The sequence below is a fragment of the Pseudomonas sp. P5_B3 genome (genome assembly GCF_056400405.1).
In genome coordinates this window covers 144,502-164,782 of the sequence record NZ_JBFULI010000002.1, presented here as the reverse complement: position 1 = coordinate 164,782, position 20,281 = coordinate 144,502, and the positions used below count along the sequence as shown (strand labels likewise).

General features: G+C 59.7%; 18 protein-coding genes. 8 read left to right on the top strand and 10 right to left on the bottom strand.

Annotation, left to right across the window (positions count from 1 at the left end; all coding sequences use genetic code 11):
* Positions 1–67 precede the first annotated feature (67 nt).
* On the bottom strand, positions 68–4,018 hold the full coding sequence (gene putA / locus AC1DRN_RS01965) for a trifunctional transcriptional regulator/proline dehydrogenase/L-glutamate gamma-semialdehyde dehydrogenase (RefSeq protein WP_223457693.1): 3,951 nt from the start codon (positions 4,016–4,018) through the stop codon (positions 68–70).
* A 461-nt stretch (positions 4,019–4,479) separates the two neighbouring features.
* On the opposite strand from putA, the gene putP reads away from it, so the two are divergent.
* The 3 genes from putP (at position 4,480) to AC1DRN_RS01950 (ending at position 9,391) form a co-directional block, all read left to right on the top strand.
* Entirely contained in the window at positions 4,480–5,964 is a 1,485-nt protein-coding gene (gene putP / locus AC1DRN_RS01960) for a sodium/proline symporter PutP (protein ID WP_223457691.1), read from the top strand.
* A gap of 267 nt (positions 5,965–6,231) precedes the next feature.
* Positions 6,232–7,644, top strand: coding sequence for a PAAR domain-containing protein (locus AC1DRN_RS01955; protein WP_223457689.1), 1,413 nt, complete (start codon positions 6,232–6,234; stop codon positions 7,642–7,644).
* Positions 7,645–9,061: 1,417 nt separating this feature from the next.
* Positions 9,062–9,391: a hypothetical protein gene (locus AC1DRN_RS01950; protein ID WP_223457686.1), complete on the top strand. Its 330-nt coding sequence runs from the start codon at positions 9,062–9,064 to the stop codon at positions 9,389–9,391.
* Between the two features lie 128 nt (positions 9,392–9,519).
* On the opposite strand, the gene AC1DRN_RS01945 is transcribed toward AC1DRN_RS01950, so the two are convergent.
* On the bottom strand, positions 9,520–10,014 hold the full coding sequence (locus tag AC1DRN_RS01945) for a DUF2165 family protein (protein ID WP_095943224.1): 495 nt from the start codon (positions 10,012–10,014) through the stop codon (positions 9,520–9,522).
* Between the two features lie 207 nt (positions 10,015–10,221).
* On the opposite strand from AC1DRN_RS01945, the gene AC1DRN_RS01940 reads away from it, so the two are divergent.
* Positions 10,222–11,061 carry a 23S rRNA (adenine(2030)-N(6))-methyltransferase RlmJ gene (locus AC1DRN_RS01940; RefSeq protein WP_223457684.1) on the top strand — a complete coding sequence of 280 codons (840 nt, stop codon included), beginning with the start codon at positions 10,222–10,224 and terminating at the stop codon, positions 11,059–11,061.
* 54 nt (positions 11,062–11,115) lie between these two features.
* Here AC1DRN_RS01940 and msrA read toward each other — a convergent pair whose 3' ends face one another.
* The 5 genes from msrA to AC1DRN_RS01915 all read right to left on the bottom strand — a co-directional run bounded on the left by msrA (position 11,116) and on the right by AC1DRN_RS01915 (position 15,143).
* Positions 11,116–11,781 (bottom strand): peptide-methionine (S)-S-oxide reductase MsrA, encoded by a 666-nt coding sequence (gene msrA, locus AC1DRN_RS01935; RefSeq protein ID WP_223457682.1) that lies wholly within the window; start codon positions 11,779–11,781, stop codon positions 11,116–11,118.
* A 133-nt stretch (positions 11,782–11,914) separates the two neighbouring features.
* Positions 11,915–12,433 carry a DUF3299 domain-containing protein gene (locus tag AC1DRN_RS01930; protein ID WP_223457681.1) on the bottom strand — a complete coding sequence of 173 codons (519 nt, stop codon included), beginning with the start codon at positions 12,431–12,433 and terminating at the stop codon, positions 11,915–11,917.
* Between the two features lie 11 nt (positions 12,434–12,444).
* Positions 12,445–13,710, bottom strand: a complete 1,266-nt coding sequence (locus AC1DRN_RS01925; RefSeq protein ID WP_223457680.1) for an ABC transporter permease — start codon at positions 13,708–13,710, stop codon at positions 12,445–12,447.
* A 1-nt stretch (position 13,711) separates the two neighbouring features.
* Positions 13,712–14,422 carry an ABC transporter ATP-binding protein gene (locus AC1DRN_RS01920; protein ID WP_223457679.1) on the bottom strand — a complete coding sequence of 237 codons (711 nt, stop codon included), beginning with the start codon at positions 14,420–14,422 and terminating at the stop codon, positions 13,712–13,714.
* A gap of 130 nt (positions 14,423–14,552) precedes the next feature.
* A complete protein-coding gene (locus tag AC1DRN_RS01915) occupies positions 14,553–15,143 on the bottom strand; it encodes a DUF2796 domain-containing protein (RefSeq protein ID WP_223457678.1) in 591 nt (196 codons plus the stop codon).
* A 135-nt stretch (positions 15,144–15,278) separates the two neighbouring features.
* Here AC1DRN_RS01915 and AC1DRN_RS01910 point away from each other — a divergent pair, with 135 nt between their 5' ends.
* The gene (locus AC1DRN_RS01910) at positions 15,279–15,620 is read left to right on the top strand and encodes a hypothetical protein (protein WP_223457677.1); all 342 of its coding nucleotides are present in this window, start codon (positions 15,279–15,281) and stop codon (positions 15,618–15,620) included.
* A gap of 32 nt (positions 15,621–15,652) precedes the next feature.
* Here the strand turns inward: AC1DRN_RS01910 and trxA are convergent, their stop codons facing one another.
* From trxA to AC1DRN_RS01895, 3 genes are all read right to left on the bottom strand, one after another.
* Positions 15,653–16,525, bottom strand: coding sequence for a thioredoxin (trxA, locus tag AC1DRN_RS01905; RefSeq protein WP_223457676.1), 873 nt, complete (start codon positions 16,523–16,525; stop codon positions 15,653–15,655).
* A 198-nt stretch (positions 16,526–16,723) separates the two neighbouring features.
* Positions 16,724–17,377, bottom strand: a complete 654-nt coding sequence (locus tag AC1DRN_RS01900) for a class I SAM-dependent methyltransferase (protein ID WP_223457674.1) — start codon at positions 17,375–17,377, stop codon at positions 16,724–16,726.
* A complete protein-coding gene (locus AC1DRN_RS01895; protein ID WP_108216297.1) occupies positions 17,374–17,838 on the bottom strand; it encodes a YbaY family lipoprotein in 465 nt (154 codons plus the stop codon). The genes AC1DRN_RS01900 and AC1DRN_RS01895 overlap by 4 nt, the downstream gene beginning before the upstream one ends.
* Positions 17,839–17,965: 127 nt before the next feature.
* Between AC1DRN_RS01895 and nrdR the strand changes: the two genes are divergently transcribed.
* From nrdR to AC1DRN_RS01880, 3 genes are read left to right on the top strand one after another with little or no spacing between them, the layout of a single operon-like run.
* The gene (nrdR, locus tag AC1DRN_RS01890; protein WP_003228656.1) at positions 17,966–18,430 is read left to right on the top strand and encodes a transcriptional regulator NrdR; all 465 of its coding nucleotides are present in this window, start codon (positions 17,966–17,968) and stop codon (positions 18,428–18,430) included.
* Complete coding sequence (gene ribD, locus AC1DRN_RS01885) at positions 18,427–19,560, top strand: bifunctional diaminohydroxyphosphoribosylaminopyrimidine deaminase/5-amino-6-(5-phosphoribosylamino)uracil reductase RibD (protein WP_223457672.1); 1,134 nt, start codon at positions 18,427–18,429, stop codon at positions 19,558–19,560. Before nrdR ends, ribD begins: the two co-directional genes overlap by 4 nt.
* A 47-nt stretch (positions 19,561–19,607) precedes the next feature.
* Entirely contained in the window at positions 19,608–20,273 is a 666-nt protein-coding gene (locus AC1DRN_RS01880) for a riboflavin synthase (RefSeq protein ID WP_008018158.1), read from the top strand.
* Positions 20,274–20,281 lie beyond the last annotated feature (8 nt).

The following is a 20,281-nucleotide window of genomic DNA, read 5'->3' as shown; positions in this document are numbered from 1 at the left end:
CGAGCAGGCTCACTCCTACAGGGATTTGATTGCCAGGCAGCCATTGCAGCTGCCTGGCGTATCGGGTTTAGCCGATGGTCATCAAACTGGCATTACCACCCGCCGCCGCAGTGTTAACACTCAATGCCCGCTCGATCACCAAACGCTCCAGCGCAATATTGGTTTCGCCTTGCGACAGACCCTGCACACCGACGATGGCGCCGGCACGCTTGGCAACCTGCTGGCACACCGCACGCAACTGGTCGGAATGGCCGTGATGCACAACCGCATCAATCACCACTTCGTCCTTGTTCCAGTCGGAAACCAGCTTGATGCGCGCCTGAATATCCTTCGGCAGACGTGCGAACAATGCCTTGGTCAGTTCAGCTTCCGGCCAGACCGCCGAACCACCGACAGCCAGTACTGCCGCCAGTTGAGTCAGCAAGTCGCCTTCGACTTCCGCCAGGCACAACACGTGCTCACGTGGCAGGATCGCGTAGCTGTTGCGCTCGCCGGTCGGGCCAGCCAGAACGCGGGTGATGCCGCTTTGCGATTGTGCGGCGAACTGCACGCACAGGGTGCTCAGGTCGGCGAACTTGTGGCTGTCGGCCCAGGCTTTCAGGGCGGTCAGCGGTTTGCTCATGGCGTCGCGCAGACGAACGTCCGGTGCTGCGGCAGCATCGCCACGAGCGAAGGATTGTTCGATCGCATCCGCAGGGCGGGTCGACAACAGACGGTACAGGTACAGCGGGCCGCCGGCTTTCGGGCCGGTGCCCGACAGGCCTTCGCCGCCGAACGGCTGCACGCCTACTACTGCACCAACGATGTTGCGGTTGACGTAGACGTTACCGGCGTTGACGTTGTCGATCACCTTGGCGATGGTCTCGTCGATGCGGGTGTGAACGCCCAGCGTCAGGCCGTAACCCGAAGCGTTGATCTGGCCGATCAGTTGATCGATGTCTTTGCGCTTGTAGCGAACCACGTGCAGCACCGGGCCGAAGATCTCCCGCTGCAACTCGTCGAAGCTTTCCAGTTCGATCAGCGTCGGCATCACGAAGGTGCCGCGTTTGACTTCTTCGGCATCGGCGATGGCCACCTGGTACACGCTGCGACCTTTGTCGCGCATGGCCTGGATGTGCTTCTCGATACCCGCCTTGGCTTCGGCGTCGATCACCGGGCCGATGTCCACGGACAGGCGCTCAGGGTTGCCGAGACGGCTTTCGGCCATGGCACCTTTGAGCATTTCGATGACGCGGTCGGCGGAGTCTTCCTGCAAGCACAGGACGCGCAGGGCCGAGCAGCGCTGGCCGGCGCTGTCGAAGGCCGACGAAACCACGTCGATCACAACCTGTTCGGTCAGTGCCGAGGAGTCGACGATCATTGCGTTCTGGCCACCGGTTTCGGCGATCAGCGGGATCGGACGGCCCTGACTGTCCAGGCGGCCGGCGATGTTGCGTTGCAGCAAGCGCGCGACTTCGGTGGAGCCGGTGAACATCACGCCTTTGACGCGTTCGTCGCCGACCAGGCCGGCACCGACGGTTTCACCGCGACCCGGCAGCAATTGCAGCACGCCTTGCGGAATCCCTGCTTCGAGCAGCAGGCGCACGGCTTGAGCGGCGACCAGCGGAGTCTGTTCCGCAGGCTTGGCCAATACCGGGTTACCGGCAGCCAGTGCGGCAGCCACTTGACCACTGAAGATCGCCAGCGGGAAGTTCCACGGGCTGATGCACACCACTGGACCCAACGGACGGTGAGCGTCATTGGTGAAATCGTTGCGTGCCTGCACTGCGTAATAACGCAGGAAGTCCACGGCTTCACGCACTTCGGCGATGGCGTTGGCGAAGGTCTTGCCAGCTTCGCGGGCCAGCAGGCCCATCAGCGGCTGGATCTCGGCTTCCATCAGATCGGCGGCGCGTTCCAGGATCGCAGCGCGTTCGGCGGGCGGCGTGGCCTGCCAGATCGGTGCAGCGTTCAGGGCGCACTGGATGGCGTTGTCGACGTCTTCGACGGTCGCTTCCTGTACATGGCCGACCACGTCACGCAGATCGGACGGGTTCAGCACAGGGGTTGGAGCTTCGTTGCTGGAAGCGCAACCGAGCATCGGCGCCGCTTTCCAGTGGTTGTGCGCGGTAGCCAGCAGGGCGCAAGACAGCGACGCCAGACGATGTTCGTTGGCCATGTCGATGCCGCTGGAGTTGGCGCGTTCGGAGCCATACAGGTCACGCGGCAGCGGAATGCGCGGGTGCGGCAGGCCGAAACCACCTTCCACGGTCGCCATCTGCTCGATGCTGGCTACCGGATCGGCCACCAGTTCCTGGATGGAGATCGACTGGTCGGCGATACGGTTGACGAACGAGGTGTTCGCGCCGTTTTCCAGCAGGCGACGCACAAGGTAGGCCAGCAGTGTTTCGTGGGTTCCGACCGGTGCGTACACGCGGCACGGACGGTTCAGCTTGCCTTCGGAAACTTTGCCTACAACTTGTTCGTACAGCGGTTCACCCATGCCGTGCAGGCACTGGAACTCGTACTGGCCCGGGTAATAGTTCTGACCAGCGATGTGATAAATGGCCGACAGGGTGTGGGCGTTGTGCGTGGCGAACTGCGGGTAGATGACTTCCGGCACCGACAGCAGTTTGCGGGCGCAAGCGATGTAGGACACGTCGGTGTACACCTTGCGGGTGTACACCGGGTAGCCTTCCAGGCCTTCGACCTGGGCGCGCTTGATTTCGCTGTCCCAGTACGCCCCTTTCACCAGGCGGATCATCAGGCGATGACGGCTGCGACGAGCCAGGTCGATCACGTAGTCGATCACGTACGGGCAACGCTTCTGATAAGCCTGGATCACGAAACCGATGCCGTTCCAGCCAGTCAGTTGCGGCTCGAAGCACAGGCGTTCGAGCAGATCCAGCGACAGCTCGAGGCGGTCGGCTTCTTCGGCATCGATGTTCAGGCCGATGTCGTAGTGCTTGGCCAGCAGGGTCAGCGACAGCAGGCGCGGGTACAGCTCGTCCATCACGCGCTCGTACTGGGCGCGGCTGTAGCGTGGGTGCAGGGCCGACAGCTTGATCGAAATGCCCGGGCCTTCATAAATCCCGCGACCGTGGGAGGCTTTGCCGATCGAGTGGATGGCTTGTTCGTACGAGGCCAGGTACTTCTGCGCGTCGTGCTCGGTGAGTGCGGCTTCACCCAGCATGTCGTAGGAATAACGGAAGCCCTTGGCTTCGAACTTGCTCGCGTTGGCCAGGGCTTCGGCGATGGTTTCGCCGGTCACGAACTGCTCGCCCATCAGGCGCATGGCCATGTCGACGCCCTTGCGGATCATCGGCTCGCCGCTCTTGCCGATGATGCGGCTCAGGGACGATGTCAGGCCGGCTTCGTTGTGCGTGGACACCAGCTTGCCGGTCAGCAGCAAGCCCCAGGTGGCGGCGTTGACGAACAACGACGGGCTGTTGCCCAGGTGCGGCTGCCAGTTGCCGGTGCTGATCTTGTCGCGGATCAGGGCGTCGCGGGTGCCTTTGTCCGGGATGCGCAGCAGCGCTTCGGCCAGGCACATCAGCGCCACGCCTTCCTGGGACGACAGGGAGAACTCCTGTAGCAGGCCCTGGACGATGCCGGCACGGCCGCCGGCGCTCTTCTGGTTGCGCAGTTTTTCCGCAATCGAGGCAGCGAGTTTGTTGGTGGCTTCGGCCATCGGTGCCGGCAGACGCGCCTGCTCGATCAGCATCGGCACCACTTCCGGCTCAGGGCGACGGTAGGCGGCGGTGATCGAGGCGCGCAGTACCGATTGCGGCAGGATGCTTTCGGCGAATTCAAGGAAGCACTGGTGGGCGTGATCCAGAGGCGCGTCGACGCTGTCGTCGGAATCCTTGGTCAAACCGCTCAGCTCGGTCAGGGTTGCACCACCCTCGAGTTTTTCCAGGTAATTGAAGATTGCCTGCTTGATCAGCCAGTGCGGCGTGCGATCAATCGAGGTCGCGGCGGCCTTGAGGCGTTCGCGGGTCGGGTCGTCAAGTTTGACCCCAAGGGTGGTGGTAGCCATGTTTTTATCCTCATGTTTGCCACGACTGCGTGGCATCAGCTGGCGGCAAGATTAGCCGTGCAGCTGTTGAGGTGCAACCGGGTGCAACCCTTTTTTTGTCGGAATATTACGCAGCTCGTCAGGAAATAAATTCTCGTACGGCTGTGCTGCATTTGCCTGGTGCTTTTCCAGCGAGTTAACACTCGTTTTTGCTCCGAAAAGGAGCAAAAAACGTTTTTTAACGTTTATTTCCGACTAGGTGCAACTTATTCCCAAGAAACTGGTTGCACCTTATTTGCTTTGTTGAATAGCATTCGCGCCCAAGGTGCAACCCGGACAAAAGCCGGGTGCTCCGGCTGATGGCTTTCCTGGGGAAACATCAGTCATAAATGCGCGGGAATCCGGATCGTCTGTCAAACCTATGCGTTTGCGAGCGGTTCACCAGCCGCCGCTACATAAAAACAAAGCCAGGGCGTAACTTAATGAGCGTAAGCAATCCAACCTTGATCACGTTCGTGATCTACATCGCAGCAATGGTGCTGATCGGCTTGATGGCCTATCGCTCCACCAACAACCTTTCCGATTACATCCTGGGCGGCCGTAGCCTGGGCAGCGTCGTGACCGCACTGTCCGCCGGCGCCTCCGACATGAGTGGCTGGTTGTTGATGGGCTTGCCCGGCGCGATCTACATGTCCGGTCTTTCCGAAAGCTGGATCGCCATTGGCCTGATCGTCGGCGCCTACCTGAACTGGCTGTTCGTCGCCGGCCGTCTGCGTGTGCAGACCGAGCACAACGGCGATGCACTGACCCTGCCGGACTACTTCTCCAGTCGCTTCGAAGACAAGAGCGGCCTGCTGCGGATCATCTCCGCGGTCGTGATCCTGGTGTTCTTCACCATCTACTGCGCTTCCGGCATCGTGGCTGGCGCCCGTCTGTTCGAAAGCACCTTCGGCATGTCCTACGAGACGGCGCTGTGGGCCGGTGCTGCGGCGACGATTGCCTACACCTTTGTCGGCGGATTCCTGGCCGTGAGCTGGACCGATACCGTACAAGCCACCCTGATGATCTTCGCGTTGATCCTGACACCGGTTATCGTGCTGCTGGCCACTGGCGGCGTCGACACCACCTTCCTGGCCATCGAAGCGCAAGATCCAGGCAACTTCGACATGCTCAAGGGCACCACTTTCATCGGCATCATCTCGCTGATGGGCTGGGGTCTGGGCTACTTCGGCCAGCCGCACATCCTGGCGCGTTTCATGGCTGCCGATTCGGTTAAATCGATCGCCAAGGCCCGTCGCATTTCCATGACCTGGATGATCCTGTGCCTGGGCGGCACCGTGGCAGTCGGCTTCTTCGGTATCGCCTACTTCTCGGCCAACCCGGCCGTGGCCATGCCAGTGAGTGAAAACCACGAGCGTGTGTTCATCGAACTGGCCAAGATCCTCTTCAACCCATGGATCGCCGGTATCCTGTTGTCGGCCATTCTGGCTGCGGTGATGAGCACCCTGAGCTGCCAGTTGCTGGTGTGCTCGAGCGCCCTGACCGAAGACTTCTACAAAACCTTCCTGCGTAAATCCGCTTCCCAGGTTGAACTGGTCTGGGTCGGCCGTGCCATGGTGCTGTTGGTTGCCCTGATTGCTATCGCGCTGGCGGCCAACCCGGAAAACCGTGTACTGGGTCTGGTGAGCTACGCCTGGGCCGGTTTCGGTGCCGCATTCGGTCCGGTCGTACTGATCTCCGTGATCTGGAAAGACATGACCCGCAACGGCGCACTGGCCGGTATCCTGGTCGGCGCGATCACCGTGATCGTCTGGAAACACTACGAGCTGCTGGGCCTGTACGAAATCATCCCAGGCTTCATCTTCGCCAGCCTGGCGATCTACTTCGTCAGCAAAATGGGCACGCCGACTGCTGGCATGTTCCAGCGTTTTGCGGCTGCAGAGAGTGATTATCGTTTGAACAAGTGATAAGTGATGGGTTGAACTCTTCCCGTCCCTGATAAAAGAACGGCTCGCAGCTATATGGTGCGGGCCGTTTTTTTTGCAAGCCAGCTCCGAAAACAGGCATTGGCCCTCCAATATCCGTGGTCCTTTTCAGTGCTGGTCGTAAGACATTTCCTGATTTTCTCGGCCATCTTGAGTTTCCTCTCTGTCCACGTACTTTGCGTTAGCCAGCTCATCGCGAGTCAGTGGTGCGCTCTCATAACTGAGGCGCCGTAGAAAGGGAGAACAGCAATGGCCAAGGGGTACTTCATTCGCGAAGGTGACGAGACCACTTGCGGTGGCAAAGTTCTGGAGTGCGATACTCATATCATGATGTTTGGCTTCGCCCATGCGCGCGACGGTGACCCGGTTTCCTGCGGCAAAGACAATAAAATTTACGTGATCGCTGGCGGTGTTTCCTACTTCACAAGCAATGGCAGGATGGTAGCGGGATCGCTGGATAGTTTCAGTAGTTGTCCTTGCAAAGCCGGGCTGATCCCATCGCAGGACACGGCGGGCTACCAGTCCGAGCGCAGTGCTGCACCTCACGCCACGCGAACCGCCACTGCGCAGGTTGCGCCCGCCGCTACCAGCGCTCCAGTAACGTCGCGATCAACCAGCTTCGCGCCTGCGCCAACCCCTCCCATGCCGGTGCGTGACAACGGCACGGAGGCGGTAGAGCCAGGCTTTTTCATCGTCCCGAAGAGCACCACCCGCGAACAACTCGAGGCCTCGCTGTTCACCCTGCGCGACCCGGCGGTGATGGGCAAATTCAAGTTGCTCAATCCCGACCCGGGCGACATTAAAGCCGGCTCGATGATCGTGCTGAGCGACCCCAATAACTACCAATGCACCCGTGAAGAAGCCCTGCTCATGGACGTGGCAGCCAAGACCAACCAGGTACTTGCAACGCTCAGCCCGGAAGAGGCGGATTTCATGGTGCAGCACCGTGATGTCATCCAGACCTTTCTGACCTATGGCTCGGGCGCAATAGGTGTCGGCGCGAGTATTTTCAAAAACAATCTGGATAACGTCAGCGACACCCTGAAAAAAATCGAAGCGTTGCATCAACAGTCATTTCTGCGCGATGGCCACCTGAGCTCGCCGACATTCGTGGCAGAACGGCAAAAGCTGCTGGCACAACTCGATAGCCACCTGACCAGCCTGACGCGCAAAGGCATCGGTTTCCCGGACCACCCCAACTTGAATCGGGCGCTGTTCCTCTCGCCTCCCAGTCTGGTTCACCGCTGGACCGAAGCCGGTGGCGTGGGGCAGATACCGGGGTATGCGACTCATCTTGAGGGGGTGGCCAAAGCCTCCAAGTACCTCCAGTACGGGGGCTGGGTTGGCACGGCCATTGGTGGAGGGGCCTCGGCCATGAAGGTTCAGGATGTGTGCACGGCGGGCAATGCCGAGGCCTGCAAGCGAGTTAAATTCACTGAGGCAGGGAGCTTTGCTGGCGGGATTGGGGGCGGCGCATTGACTGGCGGTTTGACTGCTCCCTTAGTGGGTGGACTCTGTGTGGCATTAACTGTACCTACTGCCGGAGTTGCGCCATTGGCATGTAGCATTTTGGTCGTTGGAATTAGTTCTTATGCAGGAGGAGAATTTGGTGGCGCACTCGGCGAAATGGTTGGAGAGCAAATTTACGAGGCGGTGAAGTGACTACAGCTAAACTAATCATTGGCGGTTTGGGTGGCGTGGTAATTATCTGCCAATTCATCTGCATTGGAATAGCCTTGTATCTGAGCTATGCGAAAGGTGACTTGATGTTGTCGCACTTCAAAAATAGTTCGTCTCTACTGACTTTCGGAATATATAGACGTACAAGCCTCTATGGAAGGTTAAAGTTGGTAGGAAGCATTTCTAGCATTCTTGCATTTCCAGGGTTCTTCCTTAAACGAGGTCTAGCCAATGCCGAGGACATAGACAGCTTCCCCATCCCACTTAAACGACAACTTGTAATGTTGCAATGGGGTTTTATTTGGCTTGTGGTTGCAATGGTATTGCTTGTCGCAATAGGAAAGTCAGGGATACTCAAGTAACTCAAGATAATGGGCCCCAAACTTGGTTGGTGTGCCCATTTTTCACTCCATCCCCCTACCCGCTACTTGGGCTTGGAGGACGACTTACGGATTAACGCTGTCCTTCAATGACTTGCCCGGCTTGAACAGGTGGATCGTGCATAAATGAAGTCTAGAGTAAAGAAATGCAAGAAATGCAAGAAATGTGGAGTGCTGGATAGAGACGGCTTGTCGCTAATAGAAGGTGAGTGCTGTCTTTCATGTCGATTAAAAAAGTACGAGATGGGAAACTTTAATATTTTGAAGGAAGCACCACTCCGGTTGAAAGTTCTACTTGGTGGGGCTTCGTTGATTTTTATAACGCTTTCAATTTATGCAATATATTATCAATATCTCCTATTGCCTGGAGGCGCTCGCGGTCAACCATTTCTGGTAGAGTTTTCAGGGCTTGGAGTGCTGATGCCGGTGTTTTCAATAAGCTTTTTGTCGTTAATTATTTCCAATTGTCATCGGCATTCTAGCGATCATACTTATAAAAAGGTAATAAGGTACAGCTTTCACGCTGGTTGGATTTTGTACTTGATTTCTATATTCTTTTTTTCGGAAATAACCAGGCAGCTAACAGTTGGCAATTGACAAGCGCATCGTAAGTCGGTCGATAAGGTTCTCCCTTTGCGCCATTCAGCCTCAAATTAATTTGATAAATTGTAGCTGTTACAGCTTTTTCGGGTGAGGTCCTAGGACGTTTCCTTCAAACCCTAGCGGTTTTCATGAACTGGTGCGATGTGAGTTCCGTCGTTAGTCTTTGGCGGTCACTGACAATTCAGTGGTGGGGTGTAGGAACCTCTCAAGACCGTTAGAGCTACTTTGGCGTCACTGCTTGGTTTGCGGCCGTTTGCATGCGGCCGTAAGATCAGTTGCGGTGGCTATGCGCGGGCACGCTTCGGCGTGGTCGAGTTTTGCTCTAAGGGTCTCGATATTCCTACCCCGTGCATAGCTGCCACCCTGGCCCGTAGGAAGGCTAATGGCAGGTCCATTTCTTCCTTAGAGCGTTAAAAATGAAATCAATACATCCCGATCCACCCTACGAAAAACCAACCCCCCATCCCGACAACCGCTTCATGGCATTGACCAGCAACTGCTCCGACATGCCCACCCTATTCGTCGACACCCACGCGCCACTCGACATCCTCACCGACGCCGCCAACTACAGAATCCGCGCAGTTACCCAAGTGCTTGAGAACCTGTCGATGCGCGGTTCGATCGAGTGTGAGTCGTTCATCCTCAGCGATTTCGCCTTGCTCTGCGCTATTACGTTGCGCGATGGCTGTGATGTGCTGGATGTGGTTGGGCGGCGGTTGCGGGGGCGGCCTACCGCTGCGGCGTAGGCGTCGCCACAAGATCAAGAGATCCCGGGCTTCATGCTGAACAGATGAGGCTTTCAGCGAGGCTTTTAGCTTCCTGATTGAAGAAGACGGCCCGCATCCGATGGATGCGGGCCGTCTTTTATTGGGGATCAGTCAAGATCGGCATCGGGCTGATTCAGAAAGATCAGCACGCCCAGTATTGCCATGTAGAACCTGAAGGCTGCGTCCTGGCCATTCCAGATGTCGGATTGCCACATCAGAAACCACTCGCCTCCAACAACCATGAAGCCGAAAAACCACACGAAAAACCCAGTCGTCAAACCCGCTACGGCCCACTTCCTGGCCTGTCTGAATTCATGCCCACCGGCTGACCGTGAACGCCAGAGCTGTAGTGCGCCGTAGCCAAGAAGTCCGCAGGTAATGGCTTCGCCAAGGATGATCAGCCAGTAGGCCCCATGCCACACCCAAGGCAGATCAATTGCGCGATACCGGGCGGCGTTGTCAGGGAAGGTGGTGTCCATGCTCAGCACGTGCCGGACGAAGTTGAAGTTGGAACCGTAGTCGGTGATGTTGTTGAACACGGTCATGAAGGCGAATGCGGCGAGCGCCAGGGTCATTGCAATCTTTGCGTAGCGAATGGTCATTGGTGCGTCCTTTGCTTTTTTCGACAAAGAACGCTATCACGCCGGTTTGCAGGTTCGGGAATCTTCCTGTTGTGAGGCGTTTCTGAATTTGTCGAGTGATTGTGCATGTTTGTTGCCGCTATGAATGCTCGGAGTGTCCGCTCGGCCGCCAGGTCCTGACTTGCCGGCCGGTAAAAGGTAAACTCCCCGGCCTTCGCAGGAGCAGCCATGAATTATCGTCACGCCTTCCATGCCGGCAATCACGCCGATGTGTTCAAACACCTGACCTTGACCCGCCTCATCGCCCTGATGTCGCGCAAGGAGCAGCCGTTTGCCTATCTCGACACCCACGCCGGCATCGGTCTGTATGACCTTCAAGGCGATCAGGCCAACCGTACCGGTGAGTACCTGGAAGGCATTGCGCGTTTGTGGGATCAGCCGGATCTGCCGATCCTGACCGCCGATTACATGCAGGTGCTGCACGAGATGAACCCGGATGGCCAGTTGCGCTATTACCCGGGGTCGCCGGAGTTGGCGCGACGCCTGACTCGCCCGCAGGACCGTGTGTTGCTTAACGAGAAACACCCGGAAGACGGCGTGCTGCTCAAGGACAACATGGCCGGTGATCGCCGGGTCAAGGTACACCTGGGCGAAGGCTGGCATGTGCCCCGGGCCTTGCTGCCGGTGCCGGAAAAGCGTGCGGTGATGTTGATCGATCCGCCGTTCGAGAAGCTCGACGAAATGCAGCGTTGTGCCGCGTCGTTGAAGGAAGCGATTGGCCGGATGCGTCAGACCGTGGCGGCGATCTGGTACCCGGTGAAGGATCAGCGTGCGCTGCGTCGTTTCTATCAGGATCTGGCTGGTACCGGTGCGCCGAAGTTGTTGCGGGTGGAGTTGCTGGTGCATCCGCTGGATACGCCGAACAGTTTGAACGGTTCAGGGCTGGCGATTGCCAATCCGCCGTGGGGGCTGGAGGAAGAGTTGCGTGAGTTGCTGCCGTGGTTGTCCCAGAAGCTGGGGCAGACCCAGGGTGGGTGGCGGATGGATTGGTTGATTGCCGAGAGTTGATCAGCAATCAACAAACGGTGGCGAGGGAGCAAGCTCCCTCGCCACCGTTCAGGGTTAGTTGCCCGCCAGGCTCGGTGGCATGCACACGCCGGTACCGCCAATCCCGCAATAGCCTTCCGGATTTTTCGCCAGGTACTGCTGGTGATAAGCCTCGGCAAAGTAGACGGTTGGGGCCTGGTCGATTTCAGTGCTGATTTCACCGAGACCGGCCTTGGTCAGCTCGGCCTGGTAGATTTCCTTGCTCTTGAGCGCCGCGTCCAGTTGTTCCTGGCTAGTGGCGTAGATCACCGAACGGTACTGGGTGCCGATGTCATTGCCCTGGCGCATGCCCTGCGTCGGGTTGTGCAGTTCCCAGAACATCGCCAGCAGTTCTTCGTAGCTGACCCTGGCCTTGTCATACACCACCAGCACCACTTCGGCGTGGCCGGTCAGGCCCGAGCAGACTTCTTCGTAGGTCGGGTTCGGCGTGAAACCGCCGGCGTAGCCGACCACGGTGCTGACCACGCCTTCACGCTGCCAGAAGCGACGTTCCGCGCCCCAGAAGCAGCCGAGGCCGAAGATCGCGAAGTCGACATCTTCGAAGAATGGGCCAAGCAAGGGGGTGTCTTTAAACACAAAGTGCTTTTCAGGCAGGGTCATCGCGGTTTCGCGGCCGGGCAGAGCTTGTTCTTTAGTCGGGAGCACGTTTTTGTTCACCAGGATTTCCGAGCGCAGAACCATGATCAGTCCTCTCAGTCAGGTTGGGTTGTAAATAAACAGACCGTCAGTGTGCCCAATACCTTTCAGATAATCACTAGCCAGGCGGGAGGTTCCATGTTGCAGGGCAACCCTGCAACTTCAGGCTGGCTGGTTTTCACTCCGGCAGTTCATACAAGTAAATCTTGTCCGCCTCCATCTGATACCCCGCATCCGCCAGCTCACTGCTGGACGCCTTGACCTGCAACGCGCCTTCGATCCAGTACGGCTGATACAACTCGTCGAGTTTCACGCCGACTTCGCTTTTGACGTGCACGATCTGGTTCGACGGCGGTGGCGGCACATGGATGCAGGCGCCAAAATACGGCACCAGCAGGAAATCCGTGGTGCGTCCTTCCTCGCTCACTTCCAGCGGCACGATGTAACCCGGCAGGCGAATGTTCTGGCCATCGAGGGCCTTGACCACCGGTGCGTTGGGCATGTCCTGTTTGGCTGCTGGCGCCGACTCTGCCGAGAGCATGCTGCTCATCTGCGACAGATCGTGCAGCGGCGTCATGTTCGGCACTTCTTTCGGCGCGTCGGGCGGGATCATCTCCGACCAGGTCAGGTCTTTTGGCTGGGCCGCCCACAGGGGCAGGGCGACCAGCATCAATAGCGCAAGTACAGCGCGGGGCATTTTCAACGTCCTCATAAACGGATCGACAGGCCATCGGCCAGGGATTGGCGATAGGCGCGCCAGGCCGGCACGCTGCCCATCAGCAGCGCGGCGATCTGGATGCCACCGAGCAGCGTCCATTCATACTCGCTCGGCCAGGACAGCGGCAGGAACAGGCCGTAGTTGGCTTGCACATAACCCTGGGCCGCCGCGATACACACATACAGCAACGCTACGCCGGCGATCACGCCCGACAACGCCAGGGCAAAGGCTTCGAGCACCAACAACGTCGCGATATGCCATGGCCGAGCACCCACCGAGCGCAGGATCGCCATTTCCCGGCGGCGTTCGTTGAGGCTGGTGAGAATGGCCGTGAGCATGCCGATCAATCCGGTCAGCACCACAAACAGCGAGACCACGAACAAGGCTTTTTCCGCAGTGCCCATCAGACTCCACAGCTCTTGCAACGCCACGCCCGGCAGGATCGCCAGCATCGGCTCACCACGGAATTCGTTGATTTCCCGTTGCAGGGCAAAGGTCGAAATCTTGTTGTTGAGACCGAGCATGAACGCGGTGATCGCTTGCGGCGTGAGGTCCATGTTGCGCGCCTGATCGGCGGTGATGCGACCCTCGCCCCGGGCCGGCACGCCGTTATGCCAGTCGATGTGAATCGCTTCCATGCCGCCGAGGCTGATGTGCAGTGTGCGGTCCACCGGTGTGCCGGTGCGTTTGAGAATGCCGACCACGGTGAACGGCTTGTCGTCGTGCTTGACCAGGCTGATCGCCGCCACGCCGTGGGCCAGCACCAGTTTATCGCCCAGTTTGTAGTGCAGTGCCTGGGCCACTTCGGCACCGAGCACCACTTCGAACGGGTCGGTTGCAAACGCCCGGCCATCGGTCAGTTCCAGGTGTTGCTGGCGTCCGTACTGGTAATGCTCGAAGTAGGCTTCCGTGGTGCCCATCACTCGGTAGCCACGATGGGAGTCACCGAGGGACATCGGGATTGCCCACTTCACTTTTGGGTTGCTGGCGAAGTGTTCGAAGCTATCCCAACGAATGTTGTTGGTGGCATTGCCGATGCGGAACACCGAGTACAGCAACAGGTTCACCGAGCCGGAGCGGGCGCCGACGATCAGGTCGGTGCCGCTGATGGTGCTGGCGAAACTGGCCTTGGCTTCGGTGCGCACACGCTCCACCGCCAGCAACAGGCACACCGACAAGGCGATGGCGAACGCGGTGAGGATCGCGGTGAAGCGGCGATTAACCAGGCTGGCCATGGCTAGACGAAACAGATACATCTCAGACCTCGGACGGGGTAGCGGCGCGATTGAGTTCGGCCAGCGACAGGTTGTGATCGAACAGCGGCGCCAGGCTCTGGTCGTGGCTGACAAACAACAGGCTCGAGCCGGCTTCGCGGCATTCGGCGAACAACAGGCGAATGAAGTTCTCGCGGGCGTCGTAATCGAGGGCCGAGGTCGGCTCGTCGGCGATCACCAATTCCGGTTGACCGATCAGCGCGCGGGCGGCGGCGACCCGTTGCTGCTGGCCGATGGACAGCGAGTCGGCGCGGCGACCGAGGATGTTTTCATCTTTCAAACCCAGGTGGGCGAGCAGCGTGGCGGCGGCTTTGTCGACGCTGCCGTGACGTTGTTTCGCCCGTTCGGCGCGCAGTCTGGAGAAGTGGCAGGGAAGTTCGACGTTTTCACGCACCGACAGAAACGGCAGCAGGTTGAACTGCTGAAAGATGTAGCCGGTGTGATCGACGCGAAAGTGGTCACGGGCGCCGGCCGAGAGTTGCGTCAGTTCCTGGCCGAGCAGGCGGATGCTGCCGCGATCAGGCTTTTGCACGCCGCCGAGCAGGCCGAGCAGGGTGGTCTTGCCGCTGCCGCTGGGGCCTTTGAGGAACAGGGTTTCCCCGCGCTCCAGGCGAAACGCCGGGATGTCCAGCAGTGGCGGGTGACCGGGCCAGCTGAAGCCCAGGTCGGACAGTTCGATGAGTGCTTGGGTCATGTGAAACCGGTCTGGTTGGTGGTGAACTCCTGTAGGAGCGAGCCTGCTCGCGAAGGAGTGTCAGCCATGTTGATGTCGACTGGCACACCATCGCGAGCAGGCTCGCTCCTACAGGGGGTCTTCAGTGAATTCAGAATTTAAGGCTGGCAGCCTTGGCCGTCACATCAACCCCCTGCTGCCCGCTCGGGCCGATCAGTTGTACCTGAATTGTCCGGGTGGCCGGGAAACTGGTGAAGATATTCGCCAGGTCCAGCGTCTTCAGGGCCGCCGGCGTGGCGCAGGTGAGCTGATAATGAGCGTGGATTTCGCTGTGATCATGGTGATGTTCGTGGCCGTCTTCGTCCTTGGCGTCTTCATCGTGATCATTGTCAGCATCGGGCTGGTCGCCGAACAGCGGGCTTTCCAGTTCCTGGTTTTCCACCACGCAACCGGCGGCTTTTGGCAGGTTGAACAAGGCCAGTGGCTGTTCAAGCCGGGCGCGGGCGGCGGCGACTTTGGCCTTGTCTGCATCGCTGGTGGCGACGTGCTCGAAACCCACCAGGTTCATGGCCGGGCTTTCCAGCTCCAGCTCCAGGGTCTGCCCGTCCAGCCCGGCGTTCAGGCGTCCAACGCCATGTTCGTGGGCACCCAGGCTGCCATGCTCATGATCGTGTTCGTCCGCAGCATGGGCGATAGCCAGCGGCAATATGGCAAACGGCAGGGCGAGAAGCAGACGACGCATGGCGAGTCTCCGAAAAGTAAAATGAAGAAAATGTTATGTAATCTTATAACGTATGTGCGGAGAGTTTGACTGCCTGCTTGGCGTTGCACAAGTCCCATGGGAGCATGCCGGGAAGAAAAGTGCGGGAGCAGACCTATGTTGCGAATTCGCGGAAGCATCGGCGACTGGCCGGTGGATTTGACCCTGGAGATGGACGACGCGGACTGGGCGCGACTAGGAGCGCAGTTGCAGGTGGAAAAATCCACCGTCAGCGCGCCAGCGGCCAAACCTCTGAATCAGGATGATGCGCTGTGGCAGATCGCCAGGGATTTGCTGCGCAAGGCCGGGCAGCTCAGCGGACCGGATTTGCTCGATCAGTTGGAAGGGTTGACCGGCAGTGCGGCGGCGGGCAAGCGCCTGCTGGTGCGCCTGCGCCACAGTCCGGATGTGAAGGTGGAGAGCGGCGGAGATACGCCGCTCTACCGCTGGTTGTTGTAGGAGCGAGCAAGCTCGCTCCTACAAGGTCGTGATCAGTACAGCGCGGCGAACAACTTGCGGCGGTAGGTGCTCACCAACGGATGATCGTTGCCCAGCAACTCGAACACCTGCAGCAAGGTCTTGTGCGGCAAGCCTTCGCTGTAGCTGCGGTTGCGGATGAACAACTTGAGCAATGCGTCCAGCGCGGCGTCGTACTGCTGACGGGCCAGTTGCTGGATCGCCAGTTGATAGACCGCCTCATCGTCCAGCGGGTCTTTCGCCAGTCGGGCCTTCAGGTCGGCGGCATCCGGCAAGTCCTTGGCCAAACCGAGAAACTTGATCTGTGCCTTGGCGCCGGCCAGCGCAGCCTTGTGCTCGTCGCTCTTGACCGCATCCAGCACGGTTTGCGCTTCGCCCAGTTCACCGCGCTCGGTCAGGCAGCGGGCGTACAGGATCAGTGCCTTGGCGTTGGTGTTGTCTTCACCCAGCAGTACTTTGAGCTGGGCTTCGGCATCGGCAAAGCGGCTGTCATCGAATAGTGCCTGGGCCTGTTCGAACGGATCGGCGGCGGCCGGTGGCGGCATTTGCACATGGGGTTCGAGCAGGGCGCGGATGGCGGATTCCGGCTGCGCACCGGCAAAGCCGTCGACAGGCTGGCCGTCCTTGAACAGCACCACGGTCGGCAGGCTGCGGATGCCGAAGCGGGCGACGATGTCTTGCTCGATGTCACAGTTGACCTTGGCCAGCAGCAATTCACCCTGATAACTCTCGGTAATGCTCTGCAACATCGGCATCAGCACTTTGCAGGGCGCGCACCATTCGGCCCAGAAATCCACCAGCACCGGCTTGTGGAAAGAGTTCTCGATCACCGACTGGTCGAAATCGGCAGTCGTGGCGTCGAAGATGTACGGCGTTTCCTGACTCATGGGCAATCTCTTGGAAGCGTGAATGGGGCAACTATACGGCTTGGTGGGGGGCGGCCGGAAGCTGTTGGCCGCTAGTCTTCTGTTGCCTGACAAACCGTCATCGCGAGCAAGCTCGCTCCCACAGGGATTGAAGTCGGCCACAAGATTTGTGGTTCACACCAATCCCTGTAGGAGTGAGCCTGCTCGCGAAGCTCTTGGCTAACGCTGCGCGTGGTAGAGGCTCACATGCCGAAACTCGCGGGGCTCGGCCAGGTCCGGCAGGGTCATCGCCTCCAGCATCTCTATGCGCCGGTACAACGGATGGCGAAAGTCCCGCACTCGGGAATCCGCCACCAGCGCTTCTCGGCCGCGACTGAGGAACTGGTCGAGCAGTGGCAGGTTCGCCCGGTCGTACAGCACATCCGCCACCAGGATCAGATCGAAGCGATCGGCCTCGGCGAAAAAATCCGTGGAGTAATTGAGCTGCACGTCATTGAGCTCGGCATTGGCCCGGCACGCGGCAATCGCCAGCGGGTCGAGGTCGCAGGCCAATACTTCGAGCGCTCCGGCCTTGGCCGCGGCAATCCCTGCCACCCCGGAACCGGCACCGAAATCCAGTACCCGCTTGCCTTCGACCCAATGCGGGTTTGCGGCCAGATAACGGGCTACGGCGAGGCCGCTGGCCCAGCAGAAACTCCAGTACGGCGGCTCATGCAGAATGCGCCGGGTTTCTTCCGGGCTGAAAGCGCGGTCCATGTTGTCGCCGTCGATCAGCCACAGTTTCAAATCGGTTCCGGGTAAATCACAGTCCACCAATCGCGCGTCACCGAGCAGATCCCCCAAGGCCATTTGCAGGTCGAGCGGTGCACTCATGGGGCTTTGACGAATTGCAGTTGGCCCAAGGCCTGGGTGGTCGGCTGGGTAATCAGCTGCGACGGCAAGTGCAGGATCAACTGCCCGGACTGGCTGGCGCGGCCTCGCAGTTCAACGCGGGCGCCGACCGGAAAGGCATCCGGGTTGAAGCGCAGGTGAAACGGCAACACCTGGTTGTTGCCGATCAGGCTGGAACTGGCGAGCAATTGCTGCGGACGGTCTTTATCGTCGATCACCAACAGCGCCAGCTCGACTTCGGCGCCGGCCGGCACACCTTGCAAGGTGCCGCTCAATTCACGCTGATACGCGGGTAGCGGGCCAAGTTCGGCGGCCTCCCGGGCTTTCTTCTGCGCTTGCTGCGGCGCCGGGCCAGGCGTTGGCGGCTGGGGCTTGGGTGCGTCGCTGCCGCAAGCCACCAGCAGGCTGAAAACACTGAGCAAAATGAGCGGACGTAACGACATTGGTGGCTCCATAAAGCTGAATTCCATGGATCAAGTGATCATCCCGTCTGTATACCGCAAACCCTATGGCTTGTCTTGCCACCGGGATGCGCTACCATGGCCCTCCCTTTTTTTGTTGCCTGCCACCATGCACTGTCCCTTCTGCGGTGCCAACGACACCAAGGTCATCGACTCGCGTCTGGTCGCCGAGGGCGAACAGGTGCGCCGCCGGCGTGAATGCCTGGCCTGCGGCGAGCGTTTCACGACGTTCGAGACGGCTGAACTGGTGTTGCCGCGCCTGATTAAAACCGACGGCAGTCGCCAGCCGTTCGATGAAGAAAAACTCCGCGCCGGCATGCAGCGTGCGCTGGAAAAGCGCCCGGTGAGCGTCGAGCGCCTCGAATCGTCGTTGGTGCACATCAAACACAAACTGCGTGCCACCGGCGAACGGGAGGTCAAATCCCTCGTGGTCGGCGAACTGGTGATGGCCGAGTTGCAGAAACTCGACGAAGTCGCCTACATCCGCTTCGCTTCGGTATATCGCCGCTTCCAGGACCTCAACGAGTTCCGCGAAGAGATCGATCGCCTGGCCCGTGAACCGGTGAAAGAATGAACACGCCCGCAGAACTTGCCATCCTCGATGCCCACTACATGGCCCGTGCCCTGGAACTGGCGCGCAAGGGCCATTACACGACGCACCCCAATCCACGGGTCGGCTGCGTGATCGTGCAAGGAGGGCAGATTGTCGGCGAAGGCTGGCACGAGCGCGCCGGTGAACCCCATGCCGAAGTCCACGCCCTGCGCGCGGCCGGTGAGTTGGCCCGTGGCGCTACTGCCTATGTCACGCTTGAACCGTGCAGCCATCACGGCCGTACGCCGCCGTGTGCCGATGCGCTGGTGAATGCCGGTGTGGCGCGGGTGGTCGCGGCGATGCAGGACCCGAACCCGGAAGTCGCCGGTCGTGGTCTGGAGCGTCTGGCTCAGGCCGGTATTGCCACCGAAAGTGGTGTGCTGGAGGGTGAAGCGCGAAAACTCAATCAAGGTTTCCTGAAACGCATGGAACATGGCTTACCGTTCGTGCGGGTCAAATTGGCGATGAGCCTCGACGGTCGCACGGCAATGGAAAGCGGCGAAAGCCAATGGATTACCGGTCCGGCCGCACGTTCGGCAGTACAACGCCTGCGTGCCCAGGCCAGCGTGGTGCTGACCGGTGCCGATACGGTGCTGGCGGACAACGCTCGTTTGACCGTGCGCGCCGATGAGCTGGGTTTGGACGCCGAGCAAACGGCCTTGGCCATGAGCCGTCCACCGCTGCGGGTGCTGGTCGACGGTCGCCTGCGGGTGCCGCTGGATGCACCGTTCTTCAAGGCTGGTCCGGCGCTGGTCGCCACCTGCGTGGCGGTGGAAGAGCAGTATGCCAACGGTCCGGAATGCCTGATCGTGCCCGGCTACGATGGTCAGGTCGACCTGCGTCAGCTGCTGGTCGAGCTCGCCGCCCGTGGCGTCAACGAAGTGTTGGTCGAGGCCGGCCCGCGTCTGGCAGGTGCCTTTGCCCAACTCGGTTTGGTGGACGAGTTCCAGATTTTCATCGCCGGCAAGTTTTTGGGTTCCTCGGCGCGGCCGCTGCTGGACTGGCCGCTCGCGCAAATGAAGGATGCGCCGGAACTCAAAATCACCGAAATTCGTGCGGTTGGCGATGACTGGCGAGTCACTGCCATTCCTTTGCCAGCAGCAAGCGTATAATTTCCGGCCATCGCGCAAGCGCGGGCTTTGTTCTCGAGGAGAACCTCATGTTTACCGGCATCATCGAATCCATCGGCAGTATTCGTGCATTGACCCCAAAGGGCGGTGATGTACGGGTACACGTCGAAACCGGCAAGCTCGATCTGAGCGACGTCAAACTGGGCGACAGCATCGCGGTCAACGGCGTGTGCCTGACCGCCGTTGAGTTGCCGGGCAACGGCTTTGCCGCCGACGTCAGTCGCGAAACCCTCGACTGCACCGCCATGAACGACCTGAAAAGCGGCAGCCCGGTCAACCTGGAAAAAGCCCTGACCCCGACCACTCGCCTCGGCGGGCATCTGGTCAGCGGTCACGTCGACGGCGTGGGCGAAGTGGTTGCCCGTACCGAGAACGCGCGGGCCGTGGAATTCCGCATCCGCGCGCCGAAGGACCTGGCCAAGTACATCGCCCATAAAGGCTCGATCACCGTCGACGGCACCAGCCTGACCGTGAACGCAGTCGATGGCGCCGAGTTCCTGCTGACCATCATTCCGCACACCCTGAGCGAAACCATCATGGCGTCGTACCAGCCAGGTCGCCGGGTGAACCTGGAAGTGGACTTGCTGGCCCGTTACCTGGAACGTCTGCTTTTGGGCGACAAGGCTGCAGAGCCGACCGCCGGCAGCACCATTACCGAAAGCTTTCTGGCCGCCAACGGCTACCTCAAATCCTGACTCAAGGG